Origin of the sequence: Falsiroseomonas bella, assembly GCF_003173615.1 — a bacterium.
Lineage (GTDB): Bacteria > Pseudomonadota > Alphaproteobacteria > Acetobacterales > Acetobacteraceae > Falsiroseomonas > Falsiroseomonas bella.
In genome coordinates this window covers 1,219,803-1,235,555 of record NZ_QGNA01000001.1, presented here as the reverse complement: position 1 = coordinate 1,235,555, position 15,753 = coordinate 1,219,803, and the positions used below count along the sequence as shown (strand labels likewise).

The 15,753-nt window shown below is 73.0% G+C and carries 14 protein-coding genes; 4 read left to right on the top strand and 10 right to left on the bottom strand.

Annotation, left to right across the window (positions count from 1 at the left end):
• From DFH01_RS05785 to DFH01_RS05760, 6 genes are read right to left on the bottom strand one after another with little or no spacing between them, the layout of a single operon-like run.
• Entirely contained in the window at positions 1 to 219 is a 219-nt protein-coding gene (locus DFH01_RS05785; RefSeq protein WP_109869384.1) for a hypothetical protein, read from the bottom strand.
• 54 nt (positions 220 to 273) lie between these two features.
• Positions 274 to 1,428 (bottom strand): PQQ-dependent sugar dehydrogenase, encoded by a 1,155-nt coding sequence (locus DFH01_RS05780; RefSeq protein ID WP_109869383.1) that lies wholly within the window; start codon positions 1,426 to 1,428, stop codon positions 274 to 276.
• A 51-nt stretch (positions 1,429 to 1,479) separates the two neighbouring features.
• Positions 1,480 to 2,214 (bottom strand): alpha/beta fold hydrolase, encoded by a 735-nt coding sequence (locus tag DFH01_RS05775; RefSeq protein WP_109869382.1) that lies wholly within the window; start codon positions 2,212 to 2,214, stop codon positions 1,480 to 1,482.
• Position 2,215: 1 nt separating this feature from the next.
• Complete coding sequence (locus DFH01_RS05770) at positions 2,216 to 2,830, bottom strand: non-canonical purine NTP pyrophosphatase (RefSeq protein WP_109869381.1); 615 nt, start codon at positions 2,828 to 2,830, stop codon at positions 2,216 to 2,218.
• On the bottom strand, positions 2,827 to 3,579 hold the full coding sequence (gene rph / locus DFH01_RS05765; RefSeq protein ID WP_109869380.1) for a ribonuclease PH: 753 nt from the start codon (positions 3,577 to 3,579) through the stop codon (positions 2,827 to 2,829). Before rph ends, DFH01_RS05770 begins: the two co-directional genes overlap by 4 nt.
• Before the next feature lie 38 nt (positions 3,580 to 3,617).
• The gene (locus DFH01_RS05760; RefSeq protein WP_158287626.1) at positions 3,618 to 4,235 is read right to left on the bottom strand and encodes a transglycosylase SLT domain-containing protein; all 618 of its coding nucleotides are present in this window, start codon (positions 4,233 to 4,235) and stop codon (positions 3,618 to 3,620) included.
• Positions 4,236 to 4,371: 136 nt separating this feature from the next.
• Between DFH01_RS05760 and hrcA the strand changes: the two genes are divergently transcribed.
• Positions 4,372 to 5,472, top strand: a complete 1,101-nt coding sequence (gene hrcA / locus DFH01_RS05755) for a heat-inducible transcriptional repressor HrcA (RefSeq protein ID WP_408609176.1) — start codon at positions 4,372 to 4,374, stop codon at positions 5,470 to 5,472.
• Between the two features lie 152 nt (positions 5,473 to 5,624).
• On the opposite strand, the gene DFH01_RS05750 is transcribed toward hrcA, so the two are convergent.
• Complete coding sequence (locus DFH01_RS05750) at positions 5,625 to 6,389, bottom strand: NYN domain-containing protein (RefSeq protein ID WP_233255978.1); 765 nt, start codon at positions 6,387 to 6,389, stop codon at positions 5,625 to 5,627.
• A gap of 166 nt (positions 6,390 to 6,555) precedes the next feature.
• Here DFH01_RS05750 and DFH01_RS05745 point away from each other — a divergent pair, with 166 nt between their 5' ends.
• Complete coding sequence (locus DFH01_RS05745; RefSeq protein ID WP_233255977.1) at positions 6,556 to 7,155, top strand: glycine zipper family protein; 600 nt, start codon at positions 6,556 to 6,558, stop codon at positions 7,153 to 7,155.
• A gap of 4 nt (positions 7,156 to 7,159) precedes the next feature.
• On the opposite strand, the gene DFH01_RS05740 is transcribed toward DFH01_RS05745, so the two are convergent.
• The 3 genes from DFH01_RS05740 to mutS all read right to left on the bottom strand — a co-directional run bounded on the left by DFH01_RS05740 (position 7,160) and on the right by mutS (position 13,493).
• Positions 7,160 to 7,861 (bottom strand): NYN domain-containing protein, encoded by a 702-nt coding sequence (locus DFH01_RS05740; RefSeq protein WP_109869376.1) that lies wholly within the window; start codon positions 7,859 to 7,861, stop codon positions 7,160 to 7,162.
• A gap of 99 nt (positions 7,862 to 7,960) precedes the next feature.
• The gene (locus DFH01_RS05735; protein ID WP_109869375.1) at positions 7,961 to 10,747 is read right to left on the bottom strand and encodes a [protein-PII] uridylyltransferase; all 2,787 of its coding nucleotides are present in this window, start codon (positions 10,745 to 10,747) and stop codon (positions 7,961 to 7,963) included.
• Between the two features lie 13 nt (positions 10,748 to 10,760).
• Complete coding sequence (gene mutS, locus DFH01_RS05730; RefSeq protein ID WP_109869374.1) at positions 10,761 to 13,493, bottom strand: DNA mismatch repair protein MutS; 2,733 nt, start codon at positions 13,491 to 13,493, stop codon at positions 10,761 to 10,763.
• 83 nt (positions 13,494 to 13,576) lie between these two features.
• On the opposite strand from mutS, the gene DFH01_RS05725 reads away from it, so the two are divergent.
• Together DFH01_RS05725 and DFH01_RS05720 are read left to right on the top strand one after the other, a co-directional pair.
• Positions 13,577 to 15,166 (top strand): ABC transporter substrate-binding protein, encoded by a 1,590-nt coding sequence (locus DFH01_RS05725; protein ID WP_109869955.1) that lies wholly within the window; start codon positions 13,577 to 13,579, stop codon positions 15,164 to 15,166.
• A gap of 62 nt (positions 15,167 to 15,228) precedes the next feature.
• Positions 15,229 to 15,624, top strand: coding sequence for a VOC family protein (locus DFH01_RS05720; RefSeq protein WP_109869373.1), 396 nt, complete (start codon positions 15,229 to 15,231; stop codon positions 15,622 to 15,624).
• Positions 15,625 to 15,753: the final 129 nt, after the last annotated feature.

Below are 15,753 nucleotides of genomic sequence, written 5' to 3'. Positions count from 1 at the left end.
TCAGTCGCCCTTGGGCTCGGGGTGCACGGCCCAGGGGCCGCTGCGCGCATCCGTCGGCTTACCGCCTTCCGGCTCCTCGCCGAAGCCGGTGCCGTCGCGGGTCAGGCCGCGCGCATCCTTCTCCCCGCCGGGCGGCTGGCCCTTTCCGCCCGTCGCGGTGCCGGTGGTGTCGAGGCCCGGCTTGCCCTGGTCACGATGCGGCTGCGGCTTGCGGCTCATGGCGGCTCTCCCCTGTGTCGAGAAACCGCAACGCCCGGGGCCGCCGGCCGTTCGTCAGCCCGGCTCCACCCGGATGATGCGCGCGCCGGAGGGCTCGTCGGTCAGCAGGTAGAGCAGGCCGTCCGGCCCCTGCCGCACGTCGCGCACGCGCCGCCCGACGGGGATCGTCTCCTCTCCCAGCACGCGGCCGGCCGGATCGAGCCGGATGCGGCGCACATCCTGCCCGCGCAGCCCGCCGGAGAAGAGGTCGCCGCGCCAGGCGGGGAAGCGGTCGCCCGTGTAGACCGCAAGGCCGGATGGCGCCGTCGTCGTCATCCAGACCAGCACCGGGTCCGTGGTGCCCGGCGCGCTGCGGCCGACGCCGATCTGCGCGCCGCCGCGATACTCCACGCTGTGGGAGGCGACCGGCCAGCCATAGTTCCGGCCGCGCTCGATGCGGTTCAGCTCGTCGCCGCCCGAGCTGCCATGCTCGTTCGCCCAGACCGCGTTGCGGATCGGGTCCCAGGCGATGCCCTGGCTGTTGCGGTTGCCGACGGTCCAGATCTCGGCGCGCGCATCGGCGCGGCCGGCGTACGGGTTGTCGGCCGGCGCGCTGCCATCGGCATTCAGCCGCAGGATCTTGCCGAGATGGTTCGACAGGTCCTGCGCATTCTCCCGGATCAGGCGGCCATCCAGTGAATTGGGCGGGTTGCCGCCATCGCCGATGGTCAGCAGCAGGCTGCCGTCCGGCAGGAACAGGATGCGGCTGCCGAAATGGGCGTTGGCCGGCTTCTCGCGGTTCACCTCGAACAGCACGCGCAGGTCGCGCAGCGCGGTGCCGTCCAGCACGGCACTGGCCAGGCGCGTGCGGTTCGCCTGCGCCGAGCCATGCGCGTAGCTGAGGAAGATCGTGCGGTTGCGCGCGAAATCGGGATGCAGCGCGACATCGAGCAGCCCGCCCTGCCCCTGCGCATGCACCGCCGGCACGCCGGCGATCGGCGTGGGATCGAGCACCCCATCGCGGACGATGCGCAGCCGCCCGGGCCGCTCGGTGACCAGGATCGCGCCATCCGGCAGGAAGGCCATGCCCCAGGGCCGTTCCAGCCCCTCGGCCACGGTGACGAGCCGGACGCCGGCCACCTCCGGCGGCCGTGACTCGCTCAGGACAGGCTGGGCATGGGCCGCGCCCGCCAGAAGGCAGGCCAGCAGCGCACCGCGCAACACACGCATCCTCATTCTCCCGGCTTATTGCGGCGGGAGGTTGGGCAGGCCGCGCGGGCTTCAAGGGCAGGCGGCGGGCGAGGCGCGGTCAAGATCCAGGAAGGCGACCAGGCAGGCGCCGAAGATCGCGTCGAACTCCGGGTCCTGCACGCCGCCATGGCCGATCGGGGCCGGCGGGTGCTCGACCACCAGTGCCGGGCGGCCCAGGCGTTCCGCGGCGGCGCGGAACAGCGCGGCGCGGCGGGCGGGGTCGGGGTCCCAGGGATCGTCGGCGAAGAGGAACAGCGCCAGCCGCGCCGGCGCATCCGGCGAGGCGGCGTCGAGCGCGGCGGCGAAATCCGCCAGCGCCTGCGGCCGCCGCTCCACGCTGCGGCCATGCGCGGCGGGCGCGGCGAGCACCACGCCATCCGCAAGCCCCGGATACCGCAGCGCGACCAGGGCGATGAAGGCGCCGCGGCTCTCGCCGAGCAGCACGATCCGCCGGTAGCCGCGCGCGCGCAGCGCCGCGGTGCCGGCGGCTAGGCGTTCCGCTCCCGCCGCCAGCGGGTCCGGGCCGCCGACCCGGTCGAACCGCCAGAGATCCCAGCCGGCCTCAGTGAGCCGGTGGCTCCATCCGGGCGCCGCGGGGGGCTGCGGGTCGCGGGTGAAGGGATGGATCCAGACCAGCGCGCCGGCCGCGGCGGCGCCGCCGCGCAGAGGCAGCGACGGATCGCTGCGGAGCGCACCCGCCTCCTCGGCCCGCGCGCCGCCCAGCGTCAGGGCCAGCAGCAGCAGGACGAGGCGGGCGGTGCGCATCTCAGGGTCGCGGCGGCAGGCAGGCGGCCGAAAGCTGCGCGAAGGCTGCGGCGCGGTGGCTGATGGCGTGCTTCGCCGCCGGCGCCATCTCGCCGAAGGTTTGCGCGCCGCCATCGGGGACGAACATCGGGTCGTAGCCGAAGCCGTTGGTCCCGCGCGGCGGCCAGACCCATTGCCCATGCGCCTCGCCCAGGAAGCCCTCGGTGTGGCCATCGGGCCAGGCGAGCACCAGCGCACAGGAGAACCAGGCGCGCCGATCCTTCGCGTGCCGGGCCAGCCTTTCCACCTTGGCCATGGCCATGGCGTAGTCGCGCCCATCGGGCGTCTGCGCCCAGTCGGCGGTATGCACGCCCGGCGCGCCATCCAGCGCGGCGACGGAGAAGCCCGAATCGTCGGCCAGCGCCGGCAGGCCCGAGGCGGTGGCCGCCGCCAGCGCCTTGATCCGCGCATTGCCGAGGAAGCTGCTTTCGGTCTCCGCCGGCTCAGGCAGGCCGAGCGCGCCGGCGCTGACGACCGCGAAGCCCCAGGGCGCCAGAAGCTCCGCGACTTCCCGCACCTTGCCGGCGTTGTGCGTGGCCAGCACCAGCTTCGGCCCGGTCAGCAGCCGATGGCTCACTTGCGGATGGCGTCCTTCTGCTTCGCAAAAAGCTCGGCGGTGCCCTTGCGCGCCAGCCCAAGCAGCGCGGTCAGTTCTTCCTCGCTGAAGGGCGCGCCCTCGGCGGTGGCCTGCACCTCCACCACGCCGCCCGCGCCGGTCATGACGAAGTTGCCGTCCGTCTCCGCCTTGCTGTCCTCGTCATAGTCGAGGTCGAGCACCGGCGTGCCCTGCCAGATCCCGCAGGAGATCGCGGCGACCTGGTCGCGCAGCGGGTTCTTCTTCAGGATGTTCTTACCGATCGCATGCTCGAAGGCCAGGTGCAGCGCGACCCAGGCGCCGGTGATGGAGGCTGTGCGCGTGCCGCCATCAGCGGTCAGCACGTCGCAATCCAGCGTGACGGTCATCTCGCCCATCGCCTTCAGATCCGTCACGGCGCGGAGCGAACGGCCGATCAGGCGCTGGATCTCCTGCGTGCGGCCGGACTGCTTGCCGCGCGCGGCTTCCCGGTCGCTGCGGGTGTGCGTCGCGCGCGGCAGCATGCCGTATTCGGCGGTGACCCAGCCCTGACCGGAATTGCGCAGGAAGGGCGGCACCTTGCCCTCGATGCTGGCAGTGCAGAGCACCTCCGTCACGCCGAAGCGCACCAGGCAGGAGCCCTCCGCATGGCGGGAGGCGCCGGGGGTGAGCGTCACCTGGCGCAGCTCGTCGGCCTTGCGGCTGGAGGGGCGGAAGAAGGGGGCTTTGAAGCCGGCGGGGAAGTCGATCATGGCCGGCAGCTAATCCCAGAGCGGCGGCGCGTCCAGGGTCACGCCCGGCAGACGATCCGCGGCCGCCCGTTCCGCCCGACCAGCACCGCCGCACGCCGCCCCGGCGCGCAGAGGCCGCGCAGCGCCGCCGGCGAGGAGAGCAGTGTCCCGCCCGCGACGCGCGCCACCCGCACCCGCGAATGATACGCGAGGCCCCGCCCCGGCTCGCCCGAGTGATACTGCACGATCGCGTCGGACCAGTTGCCGGTGCGCCGATGCAGGTCGCGCAGGAAGCGCACCGCATAGGCAACGTTGCGCGGCGGGTCGAAGGCGGCGTCGAGGTCGGGGAAGGCCTGCGGGTGGTGGAACAGGTTCACCTGCATGCAGCCGACATCCACCGAGGCGATGCCGCGCGCCCGCAACGCCTCCACCTCCGTGATGGCGGCGGCCTTGCTCTCGGGGTAGCGGCCGGCGCCGTCGGCATTGATCGCGAAGGGCCAGGGCGCGATGCCGCCGCCCGGCGCGGCCCGCCCGCTCTCCACCCGCGCGATGGCCAGCAGCAGCCCGGCCGGGATGCCGGCGCCGCGCTCGGCCTCCGCGATGGCGCGGCCGCAGGCGGTCCAGGGATCGGCCCGCGCGGGCGTCGCCAGCAGGGCGGCGAGCAGCGCAAGGAGCATCGGGCGGCGCATGGCGGCGCAGCCTGCGATGCCAGCCGGCCGCGGTCCAGCGCCGGGCGTGGTTGACCCGGGCCACGGCGTTTCCATACTGTTCCCCGAAGCAAGACGGTCCGGGACGCGCACCACCATGGGTCCGATGCACCGGCCACCGCGCCCCAGCGGGGCGCCGGCCATGAGTCTCTCCGCCGCGGTCACGCCGCCCTTGCCGGCTGGCCTGGACGATCGCGGCGCCGCGATCCTGCGCGAGCTGGTGGAGCTCTATGTCGCCACCGGCGAGCCGGTGGGCAGCCGCACCCTATCTCGCCGGCTGCCGCAGGCGCTCTCGCCCGCCACCATCCGGAACGTGATGGCGGATCTCGAGGATGCCGGTCTGCTCTACGCCCCCCACACCTCCGCCGGGCGGCTGCCGACGGAGCGCGGCCTTCGCCTCTTCGTCGACGGGCTGCTGCAGTTCGGCGCGCTGGCGGAGGAGGAGCGTGACGCCATCGCCGCGCGCTGCGCCGGCGGCGGGCGCAGCCTGCAGGACACGCTGGCCGAGGCGGGGCAGATGCTGTCGGGCCTCGCCGGCGCGGCGGGCCTCGTCGTGGCGCCGAAGAGCGAGGCGCCGCTGCGCCATATCGAGTTCGTCGCCCTCGGTCCCGGCCGCGCGCTGGTGGTGCTGGTGACGGCGGACGGCCAGGTGGAGAACCGCGTCATCGAGGTCCCGCCCGGCCTGCCGCCCTCCGCTCTGGTGCAGGCCAGCAACTACCTCAATGCCCGCCTCTCCGGCCGCACGCTGGACGAGGCGCGCAGCGCCGTGCAGGCCGAGATCGCCGCACACCGCACCGCGCTGGATGAGCTGACGCAGCAGGTGATCGCGGCGGGGCTGGCCACCTGGTCGGGCGGCGTCGGCGGCACGCTGATCCTGCGCGGCCAGGCGAAGCTGCTGCAGAACCTGGACCAGGTGGCGCGCGTACAGGAGATCCAGGCCCTGTTCGACCGGCTGGAGACGCAGGAGACGATGCTGCGCCTGCTCGATCTCGCGCAGCGGGGCGAGGGCGTGCAGATCTTCATCGGCGCCGAGAGCGGGCTGTTCGACAGCGCCGGCCTCTCGATGGTCGTCGCGCCGTTCCGCAACGCTCAGGACCAGCGGATCGTCGGCGCGATCGGCGTGGTGGGGCCGACGCGGATCAACTACGGGCGGATCGTGCCGGTGGTGGACTACACGGCGCGGGTCATCGGGCGGCTGCTGGGGTAGGCGGTCGGGCGGCGACGGATGCCGGGGCGCACCATCCTGGCGCTCGTGACGCGCCCGCCGAGGCAGGGTGCACCGCCCCGCAGTGCCCTTTTTGTCCTCTCGACCTGCGCATGTGCGGAGCAACGCAGCGAAGTGGCGGCGGCTCAGGCGCGCTATCGCCTGGCACGTGCCGCGGGCGGCGAGGGCCGCCGGCGCATGAACAGCGCGCGGGAAGTGCCGTCCGGCCCGCGGCGTTCCTCCAGTTCGAAGATCGGGATCGCCGCCACGAGGCCGCTGAGCTTGGCGAAGCCCCAGGAGCGCGAATCGAATTCCGGCGCCTGCTGTGCCACCTTGCTGCCGACGGCACCGAGATGTGCCCAGCCCGCCTCGTCCGAGGCCGCGTCCAGAGCTTCGGTGAGCAATTCGATCAGCCGCTTGTCGTCCGCGGGCCGCTTGGCGCTCTCGCTCGGCGCCGCTGCCTGCGGCGACTTGCGGGACAGGATCTCGGTGAAGACGAAGCGGTCGCAGGCGGCGACGAAGGGACGCGGCGTCTTCCTCTCGCCGAAGCCCACCACCAGAAGCCCTTCCTCGCGGATGCGCCGGGCCAATCCTGTGAAGTCGCTGTCGCTCGAGACAAGGCAGAACCCGTCGAGACGCTTCGAATGCAGCAGGTCCATGGCGTCGATGATCATGGCGCTGTCGGTCGCGTTCTTCCCGACCGTGTAGCGGAACTGCTGCATCGGCTGGATGGAATGGTCGAGCAGGGCCGACTTCCAGCCACCAAGGTTCGGCGTGGTCCAATCGCCATAGGCGCGGCGAATGAAGGCAATTCCATAACGCGCGACCTCGCCCAGCAGGTCCTCGATCACGGCGGGCTGGGCGTTGTCTGCGTCGATCAGCACCGCAAGCTTTGCCGAGGCGGGCGGTTCGTTCGTCACGGCGGCATCTCCTGTCGGTGCGCGCGGCGGAGGGCAGCCCGTGCGCAGGCGTATAGAGCGCGAGGCGGGGCAGGATTGCCACGGCGATGCCGCAGAAACCTGCAAGACACTATATATCCGAAAGCTGATCGGCTCTCGCACCTTCGGAAGGCCGCCTGCCATGCGCATGCCCCGCCCTGTCCTGCTTCTCCCCCTGCTCGCGCTCGGTGCCTGCGCGGTCGTGCCGCCGGCCGGGCCGACAGTCTTCGCCCTGCCGCCGGAGGGGAAGGACCTGCAGCGCTTCCAGGCGGAGGACGCGCAGTGCCGCAACTACGCCTTCGGCCAGATCGGCTACGTGCCGGCGCAGGCCGCGGCCAACGCGGCGGTGGGCAGCGCGGCGGTCGGCACCGCGCTCGGCGCGGCGGCCGGCGCGCTGGTCGGCTCGGCCACCGGACAGGCCGGCGCGGGCGCGGCTGTCGGCGCGGGCACCGGCCTCGTGGCGGGATCGGCGGTCGGCGCGGGCAATGCCGCGGCGTCCACCGCGGGGCTGCAGGCCCGCTACGATGCGGCCTATGCGCAATGCATGGCGAGCGCCGGAAACCAGCTGCAGGCGCCGCCGCGGGTGGCCGTGATGCCCTATGCGGCGCCGGCCTACCCGTATCCATACGCCTATCCGTATGCGTACCCCTACGCCTATCCGTACTACTGGGGGCCGAGCATCTCGTTGGGCTACTATCGCGGCTACGGCTATCCCTATTACCGCCGGCCCTATGGGTGGCGGTGGTAGCGCTTCATCGCGAGGCGGGGATCCGCCGCACGAACTCGTTGGGCCTCGTGCCTGCGCCTGATTCGGCCGACGAGATCTCGAAGAAGGCGAAGGCCTCGAGGAGTTTCCGGAGCGAGGAGAAGCCCAGCTCCGCCGGCGTGACACCCTCCTGCTTCGCGCGTTGCCCGACGGCCGTCAGGGGCGACCAGCCGGACGCCTCGCGGCAGCCCTCCACAGCGGCGGCCAGCACCGCGACCTGCTCGGCCCTGCACATTGCCGCGTCGTCGTCGGCGGCGGCGATGCGACGCGGTGCGTCGTCGACCATCAGGTAGCGATCGCAGGCCTGCTGCAGTTGCTCGCCCGCGCCTCGGGTGCCGAAGCCGAAGACGTGGCGACCCTCGCGGCGAATCCGACGCGCCAGGCTGGCGAAGTCGTTGTCGTTGGACATCAGGCAGAAGCCGTCGAAGCGTCCGCCGTGCAGGAGGTCCATCGCGTCCACGATCATGGCGCAGTCGCTGGAATTCTTGCCCGAACGGCTGCGGAACTGCTGGATCGGCTCGATGGCGTGGGTGTCCACGGCGTCGCGCCAGCCGGAAAGCGCCGGTGCGGACCAGTCGCCATAGGCGCGCCGCAGCGTCGCCCTGCCATGCCTGTCCACGGCCTGCAGCACGCTTGCCACAAGCCGTGCCTGCGCATTCTCCGCGTCGATCAGGACAGCGAGCCGCATCGCGGCAGCCTGGGGCAGGCCGCGCCGGCCGCGCAACGGACTCCGCTGCGCATCGCCGTTCGAAATTGTCAGGAAGCGTTGCGCCCGCGCCCGCGCCCGTCAGACCGCGCGGACCTCGGCCTCCGCCGTAGCGGCCTCCGGGCCGCCGAGCGCGCCCACCAGCGCGTCGCGCAGAGCCTTCAGCTTGCGCTCGTTCTCCACCTTCAGGCCGAACACGTCCTTCACGTAGAACACGTCCACCGCGCGCACGCCGTAGGTGGTGATGTGCGCGCTGCCGATCTGCAGGCCCTGCTCGCTGATCGCCGCCGTCACGTCGTGCAGCAGGCCCGGCCGGTCACGCCCGTTCACCTCGATCACCGTGTGCGAGTTCGAGGCGTGGTTGTCGATCACCACGCGCGGTGGGATCTGCACGGCACGCAGCCGCGCCGGTTCTCTCCGCAGCTTGCCGATCTCGGCCTCCAGCCGCAGGCGCCCGGACAGCGACTGCTCGATCAGCACCGCCAGGCGCGCCAGGCGATGCGGCGCGTCGAAGGCGCCGCCGGCCGCGTCCTGCACCCAGAAGGTGTCGAGCGCCATGCCGTTCGTCATGGTGTGGATGCGCGCATCCACGATGCTCGCACCCGCCACCGCCAGCGCGCCGGCGATGCGGCTGAACAGGCCAGGATGGTCGGTGCAGTAGACCGTCACCTCCGTCACCGCACGCGCCTCGATCACGCGGGACCGCACCGTCAGCGGCGCCGCGTCGCGCTCGGCCTCGCGGATCATGTGCGCGTGGCGCGCATGCGTCTCGGGGTCGAAGGAGAGCCAGTAGCCGGGATAGCCGAGCGAGAGGAAATGCTCGCGCTCCGCTTCCGTCAGGTCGTCCAGCAGCGCCGCGGCGGCGGCGCGCGCCCGCGCGACGCGCGTGTCGCGCTCCGGCACGGAAAGCCCGCCCGCCAGCACTTCCGCGACGCGCCAGTAGAGCTCGCGCAGCAGCGTCGCCTTCCAGCCGTTCCACACCTTCGGCCCCACCGCGCGCATGTCGGCGACGGTCAGCACCAGCAGCAGGCGCAGGCGTTCGGGCGACTGCACCGTCTCGGCGATGTCCAGAATGGTCTTGGGGTCGTCGATGTCGCGCTTGAAGGCGGTCTGGCTGACCAGCAGGTGGTTCAGCACGAGCCAGGAGACGGTCTCCGTCTCCTCCGGCGTCAGGCCGAGGCGCGGGCAGAGATCGAGCGCGATCTCCGCGCCGAGTTCGCTGTGGTCGCCGCCGCGGCCCTTGGCGATGTCGTGCAGCAGCACCGCGACATAGAGCGCGCGGCGGGATTGCACCTGCCCGATCAGCTCGGAGGCGACGGGCGCGATCTCCGCCAGGTCGCCGCGTTCCAGCGCGCCCAGCACGCCGATCGCCTCGATCGTGTGCTCCTCCACGGTGAACACGTGGTAGGTGTCGAACTGCATCAGCCCGACGATCCGCGCCCAGTCCGGGATGAAGCGGGAGAGGAACCCCACCTCGTTCAGCGTGCGCATCCAGCGCGCCGCGTCGCGGCCCGACAGGATGTCGAGAAACAGCGCATTCGCATCCGCGTCGTCACGCAGGCGCACGGCGTAGCGCGCATTGCGCACCAGCGCGCGATGCGCCAGCGGATGCAGCTCCAGCCCGCGGTCGCGGGCGGCGCGCACCAGGCGCAGCATGATGGCGGGATCGGCGGCGACATCGCGGTCGGGCGAGAACAGCGCCTTGCCGTCGGCCAGCGCGATGCCGGCCTGGGCCAGCCCCGCGTCGCCCGCCGGCAGCACCGCCGGCACGCCGAGCGCGGCGCGCTCGATCGCCGGCTCCAGCAGGCGGGTCAGCCGCACCACGTCGCGCGCCGTCAGGAACAGGTGCTTCATGAAGCGCTCGACGCCGTCCTGCACGCCGTGGCGCGTGTAGCCCATGCGGGCGCCGACCACCGGCTGCAGGTCGAAGGTGAGCCGTTCCTCCGCGCGTCCCGTCACGTAATGAAGGTGGAAGCGCACGGTCCAGAGGAAATTCCAGGCGCGGCGGATGGCGCGCGCCTCCTGCGGCGTCAGCAGGCCACCGCCAGGGCTGTCCTTGCCGACCAGCTCGGGCATGCGCTGCACGCCGAAGGCGTGGCGCGCCAGCCAATAGAGCGTCTGCAGGTCGCGCAGCCCGCCGCGCCCCTCCTTCACATGCGGCTCCACCAGGAAGGGGCTGTCGCCGTAGCGCGCATGCCGCGCGCTGCGCTCGGCGCGCTTGGCGGCGAGGAAGGCGGCGAGCCCCGACTGCTTGCGGAAGGCCGCGAAGGCGGCGTCGAAGCGGGCATGCACCGTCGCATCGCCGGCCAGGTAGCGCGCATCGATCAGCGCGGTCTGGATGGTGGCGTCGCCGCGCGCATCCTCGATGCACTCGGCCACCGTGCGCGTGGCGTGCCCCACCTTCAGCCCGAGATCCCAGAGCAGGTAGAGCATGAACTCCACCGCCCGCCGTCCCTGCGGCCCGACCGGCTGGTCCGAGAGGAACAGCAGGTCGATGTCCGAATAGGGCGCGAGCACCCCGCGGCCATAGCCGCCGGTGGCGATCAGCGCGACGCTTGGCTCGGCCTGGGTCCCGCCCTCGGGGCCGGAGGGCACCATGGCGATGGTGTAGGCGTGGATCGCGCCGACCAGGCCGTCGGTCAGCGCCGCCAGCCAGCGCGCGGCGGCGAGACCGGAGAGCTCATGCGCCTCGAAGGCGCGCTGTACCTTGCCCTGGATGCGGCCGAGCTGACGGCGCAGCTGGCCCAGCGCCTCGTCGCGCGGGATCGGCCGCCCGCCGGGCAGCAGCGCGGCGACCAGGTCGGGCAGCACCTCGGGCGCCTCGGCGGCGGGCGAACCGGCCGCGTCGGGCGCGTGCGCAAGGCTCATGCGGATCACGGTTTCACGATACCGACTCGCGGCCGCCTGCAACAGTGTCGTCGTGTTGCGTTGCGGCATCCTCAGCAACAAGTGCCTTGAGTCGGTAGAGCGCCTCCTGCGCCTCGCGCGGGGAAAGGGCATCTGGGTCCAGCCCTGCAAGCGCCGCGTGCAGCGGGCTGGGGGGCGGGGCCGGGGCGGCGGCGGCCGGCCGGGCGAACAGGGGCAGTTCCTCGGCCAGCGCATCCGGCCCGCCGGCCCTGGCGCGCGCCTCCAGCGCGTTCAGCACCTGGTTGGCGCGGGCGAGCACGGCGCGCGGCACCCCGGCGAGGCGGGCGACATGCACCCCCCAGGATTTCTGCGCCGCGCCATCGCCGACCTGGTGGCGGAACACCACCTCGCCGCGCCACTCCGCCACCTGCATCTGCCCCAGGCGCAGCTCCGGCAGGCGCCCGGCGAGCGCGGTCAGTTCGTGGAAATGCGTGGCGAAGATGGCACGGCAGCGGATGCGATCGTGCAGCGCCTCCAGCACCGACCAGGCGATGGCCAGCCCGTCCCAGGTGGCGGTGCCGCGCCCCACCTCGTCCAGCACCACCAGGGAGCGGGGCGTGGCGCCGTTCAGGATGGCGGCGGTCTCGGCCATCTCCACCATGAAGGTGGAACGCCCGCCGGCGATGTCGTCTCCCCCGCCCACGCGCGAGAACAGCCGGTCCACCAGGCCGAGCCGGGCGGAGGTGGCGGGGACGAAGAGGCCGGCCTGGGCGAGCACCACGATCAGCGCGTTCTGCCGCAGCCAGGTTGATTTTCCCGCCATGTTCGGCCCGGTGAGCAGGCACAGCCGCCGCCCGGGCGAGAGATCGCAGTCGTTGGGGACGAAGGCCGGCCCGCGGGCTTTGCGCAGCGCCGCCTCCACCACCGGGTGGCGGCCGCCGGCGATGGCGAAGTCGGGCCGGTCGGTGATCTCCGGCCGGCACCAGCCGCCCTCCTCCGCCAGTGCGGCGGCGGCGGCGTGCAGGTCCAGCTCGGCGATGGCGCGGGCGGCTTCGGCGATCGGGCCGCCAGCGTCCAGCAGAAGCCGACGCAGATGCTTGACGCATGCGCGCTCGCGCTCGGCGGCACGGGTGCCGGCCTCGGCCACCTTGCGGTCCAGCTCGGCCAGCGCGGTGCAGGTGAAGCGCACGGCGTTCGCCATGGTCTGGCGATGGATCGGGGCGTGCTCGGGGCTCAGCCCCTTCGGAGGGTCGCGCAGCAGCTTTTCCGCCGGGGCGGCGGGGAGCTCGGCCAGGAAGCCGAATTGCTGGTGGTGGCGGATCTTGAGGCTCGCCACGCCCCAGGCCTGGGCGAGGTCGAGCTGCAGCGCCGCGATCGCCTCCCGCCCGCCATCGCGCAGCCGGCGCAGCGCATCGAGCTCGCCGTCGTAGCCAGCGGCGATGATCCCGCCATCCTCCAATCGCGCCGGCAGCTTTTCCGACAATGCGCGGCCGAGTTCGGCAGACAGCGAGGGATCCAGGCGCAACGCGGCGGCGGCCTCGGCCACCAGCTTCGGCACGGGCAGCGCGGGCGCGGCGAGGGTCGCGACGAGATGCGCGGCGAGATCGAGCCCCGCCCGCAGGGCGCCGAGGTCGCGCGGCGCGAAGCGGTCAAGCGCGAGCCGCGCCAGGGCGCGGGCCATGTCGGGCGCGCCCTTCAGCGCCGCGCGGATGGCGCCCCGCAGTGCCGCGTCGCCCAGCAGGAAGGCGACCGCGTCGTGCCGCGCGGCGATCGGCGCGGCCTCGGCCAGCGGCGCGGCCAGCCGCGCAGCCAGCTCGCGTGCGCCGGCGGCGGTGAGGGTGCGGTCCACGGCGGCGAGCAGCGTCGCCTCCGTCCCGCCGCGCTGGTCGCGCAGGATCTCCAGGCTGCGCCGCGTGGCGGCGTCCAGCGCCAGCACGCCGGCGGCGTCGGTCTGCGGCCGCGGCGGATCGAGGCGCGGCAGCAGCCCGGCCTGCGTCTCACGGACATAGCCGATGGCGAGCGCGGCGGCGTCGAGCTCGGCCGGCGCGAAGCGGCCGAAGCCGTCCAGCGTCGCGACGCCATAGGCCTCCCGGACGAGGCGCGCGGCGTCGCGCGGCACCAGGCGCGGGGCGATGCGGCCCGGCAGGCGCTGCGCAAGCTCGGTGTCTTCCGATAGTTCCGGCGCGGTGACGGCCTCCGCCGGTTCCAGCCGGGCGAGCAACGCGCCGAGTTCGGCGCGCGGCAGCGTCGCGGTGCAGAAGCCGCCCGTGGAGATGTCGAGCCAGGCCGCGCCGAACCCGTCCTCGCCCGGCGCCACCGCCAGAAGCCAGGCGGGGCGGGATGCGTCGAGCAGCCCGTCCTCGGTCACCGTCGCCGGCGTGACGACGCGCACCACCTCGCGCCGGATGGTCGCTGCCTTGCGGCGCTTCGCCTCCTCCGGCGTCTCCATCTGGTCGCAGATCGCCACGCGCCAGCCGGCGCGGATCAGCCGGGCGAGATAGGCATCCAGCGCATGCGCAGGCACGCCGGCCATCGGCACGGGCTGGCCGCGATGCTCGCCGCGATGGCTGACGGCGATATCGAGCACCGGCGCGGCATCCTCCGCATCGCAGAAGAAAAGCTCGAAAAAATCGCCCATGCGGAAGAAGACCAGGGCGTCGGGATGCGCCGCCTTGGCGGCGAACCACTGCGCCATGGCAGGAGTGGCACCCTCGGCGCGCGGGATGCGGTCGCCTGCGGCCGGCGGGGATGGGGAAGGCCGATCCATCGGGGCCTTCCTTAGAACCGTTTCCGGCGGCGTGGAAACGGCTCTAGGCTCCCGACCGGGTAGAGGAAGGACAAGGAAGCATGATGAAACGACGTGGATTGCTCGCCGGCGGCGCCGCCGCGATGGCCGCGGGCATGCTGCCCGCCGCGCCCGCCGTGGCGCAGAACACCCGCGCCGCCACGCTGCGCCTGGTGCCGCAGGCCAATCTCAGCGTGCTCGACCCGATCTTCACCACCGCGACCGTCACCGGCAATCACGGCTTCTACGTCTTCGACACGCTCTACGGCGTGGACGCCGCGCTGAGCCCGAAGCCGCAGATGGCGGAGGGGCACGAGGTCTCCTCCGACGGGCTCACCTGGCGCATCCGCCTGCGCGAGGGGCTGCGATTCCATGATGGCGAGCCGGTGCGCGCGGTGGATTGCGTCGCCTCGATCCAGCGCTGGTGCGCGCGCGAGCCCTTCGGCCAGCTGCTGGCCCGCCAGGTCGAGGAATGGAGCACGCCGGACGACCGCACCATGGTGATCCGGCTGAAGCGCCCCTTCCCGCTGCTGCTGGATGCGCTGGCCAAGCCGGATTCCTCGGTTCCCTTCATCATGCCGGAACGCCTGGCGAAGACCGATCCCAATCGCGGCGTCACGGAGATGATCGGCTCCGGCCCCTATCGCTTCATCGCGTCCGAGTTCAACTCGGGCAGCAAGGTCGTCTACGAGAAGTTCGACGGCTATGTGCCGCGGCAGGAAGCGCCGACCTGGACCATGGGCGCCAAGGTCGCGCATTTCCGCCGCATCGAGTGGCACATCCTGCCCGATGCCGCGACCGCCGCCGCCGCGCTGCAGGCCGGCGAGGTGGATTGGTGGGAACGCCCGCATCCCGACCTGCAGCAGCTCCTCGCACGCTCGCGCGACATCAGGCGCGAGGCGACGGATCCCTCGGGCCGCATGGCGGTGATGCGGATGAACAACCTCCATCCGCCCTTCGACGACGTGCGCATCCGCCGCGCCGTGCGGCTTTCCGTCGCGCAGGACGAATATATGCGCGCCTCGCGCGGCGACGATCGCACCGATTGGGAGGTCGGGCGCAGCCTCTGGCCGCGGCACACGCCCTATTTCGAGGACCTCGGCGAGGCGGTGATGCCGGGCGACCTCGACAAGGCGCGCGCCGCGCTGCGCGAGGCCGGCTATGCCGGGCAGAAGGTGGTGATCATCAACCCGACCGACTTCCCCGACATCGGCCCGCTCGGCCAGGTCTCGGCCGACCGGCTGAAGCGGATCGGCATGAATGTCGAGCTGGCGGAGACCGACTGGGGCACGGTGGTGCAGCGCCGCGGCAGCCGCGAGCCCGTGGAGCGCGGCGGCTGGTCCATGCTGCACACCACCGGCGGCGCCTCGGCCTGGGCCAACCCCGCCACGTCCTTCCTGGTGCGCGGCCAGGGCGAGCGCGGCTGGTTCGGCTGGTGGAAGAGCGACAAGGCGGAGGAGCTGGCAGAGGCGTGGCTCTTCGCCCCCGACCCGGCGCGGCAGCGCGCCCTCGCCTCCGAGCTCGGCAGGCTGGCGCTGGACGAGGCGGCCTTCGTGCCGCTCGGCCAGTTCGTCATCCGCACGGCCTTCCGGCGTGACATCACGGGGATCCTGCCGGGCTCCTCGCCCTATCCCTGGAACGTGCGCCGGACCTGAAGCGGGATCCTGGACGTCGCTCTCCCGCCCGGCGCACTCTGCCGGGCGGGAGGAACCGCGCCATGGCCGTCACCGGGCTCGACCACGTCAACATCCGCTGCCGGCCGGCCGACCTGCCGGCGCTGCGCCGCTTCTGGGGCGAGGTGGTGGGCCTGTTCGAAGGCGCCCGCCCGGATTTCGACTTTCCGGGCATCTGGTTCTGGTCCGGGGCGCGGCCGGTGGTGCACATCGCCGCGCGCGCGAAGGACAGCGACCCCTGGCCGCCCGCCGATCACGGCGCCTTCGGCCATGTCGCCTTCCGCGCCGAGGGGCTGGAGGAGACGCGCGCGCGGCTCGCGGCGCTCGGCGTGGCCTTCCGGGAGGCGCCGGTGCCCGGCTTCCCGCTGCACCAGATCTTCCTGCAGGACCCGACCGGCATCACCGTGGAACTGACCTTCGCCGAGATGCCGAAGGGCTGAACCGCGTCGGCGTGGCGCGGCAGGCAAAAGAAAGGGCCGGCCGCATTGCTGCAGCCGGCCCGAAGGGCCGATCGCCCCTCGCGGAGCTCCGGCCTCGTCGGCGGCGGCCTGCCGGGAAATGGCCGACAC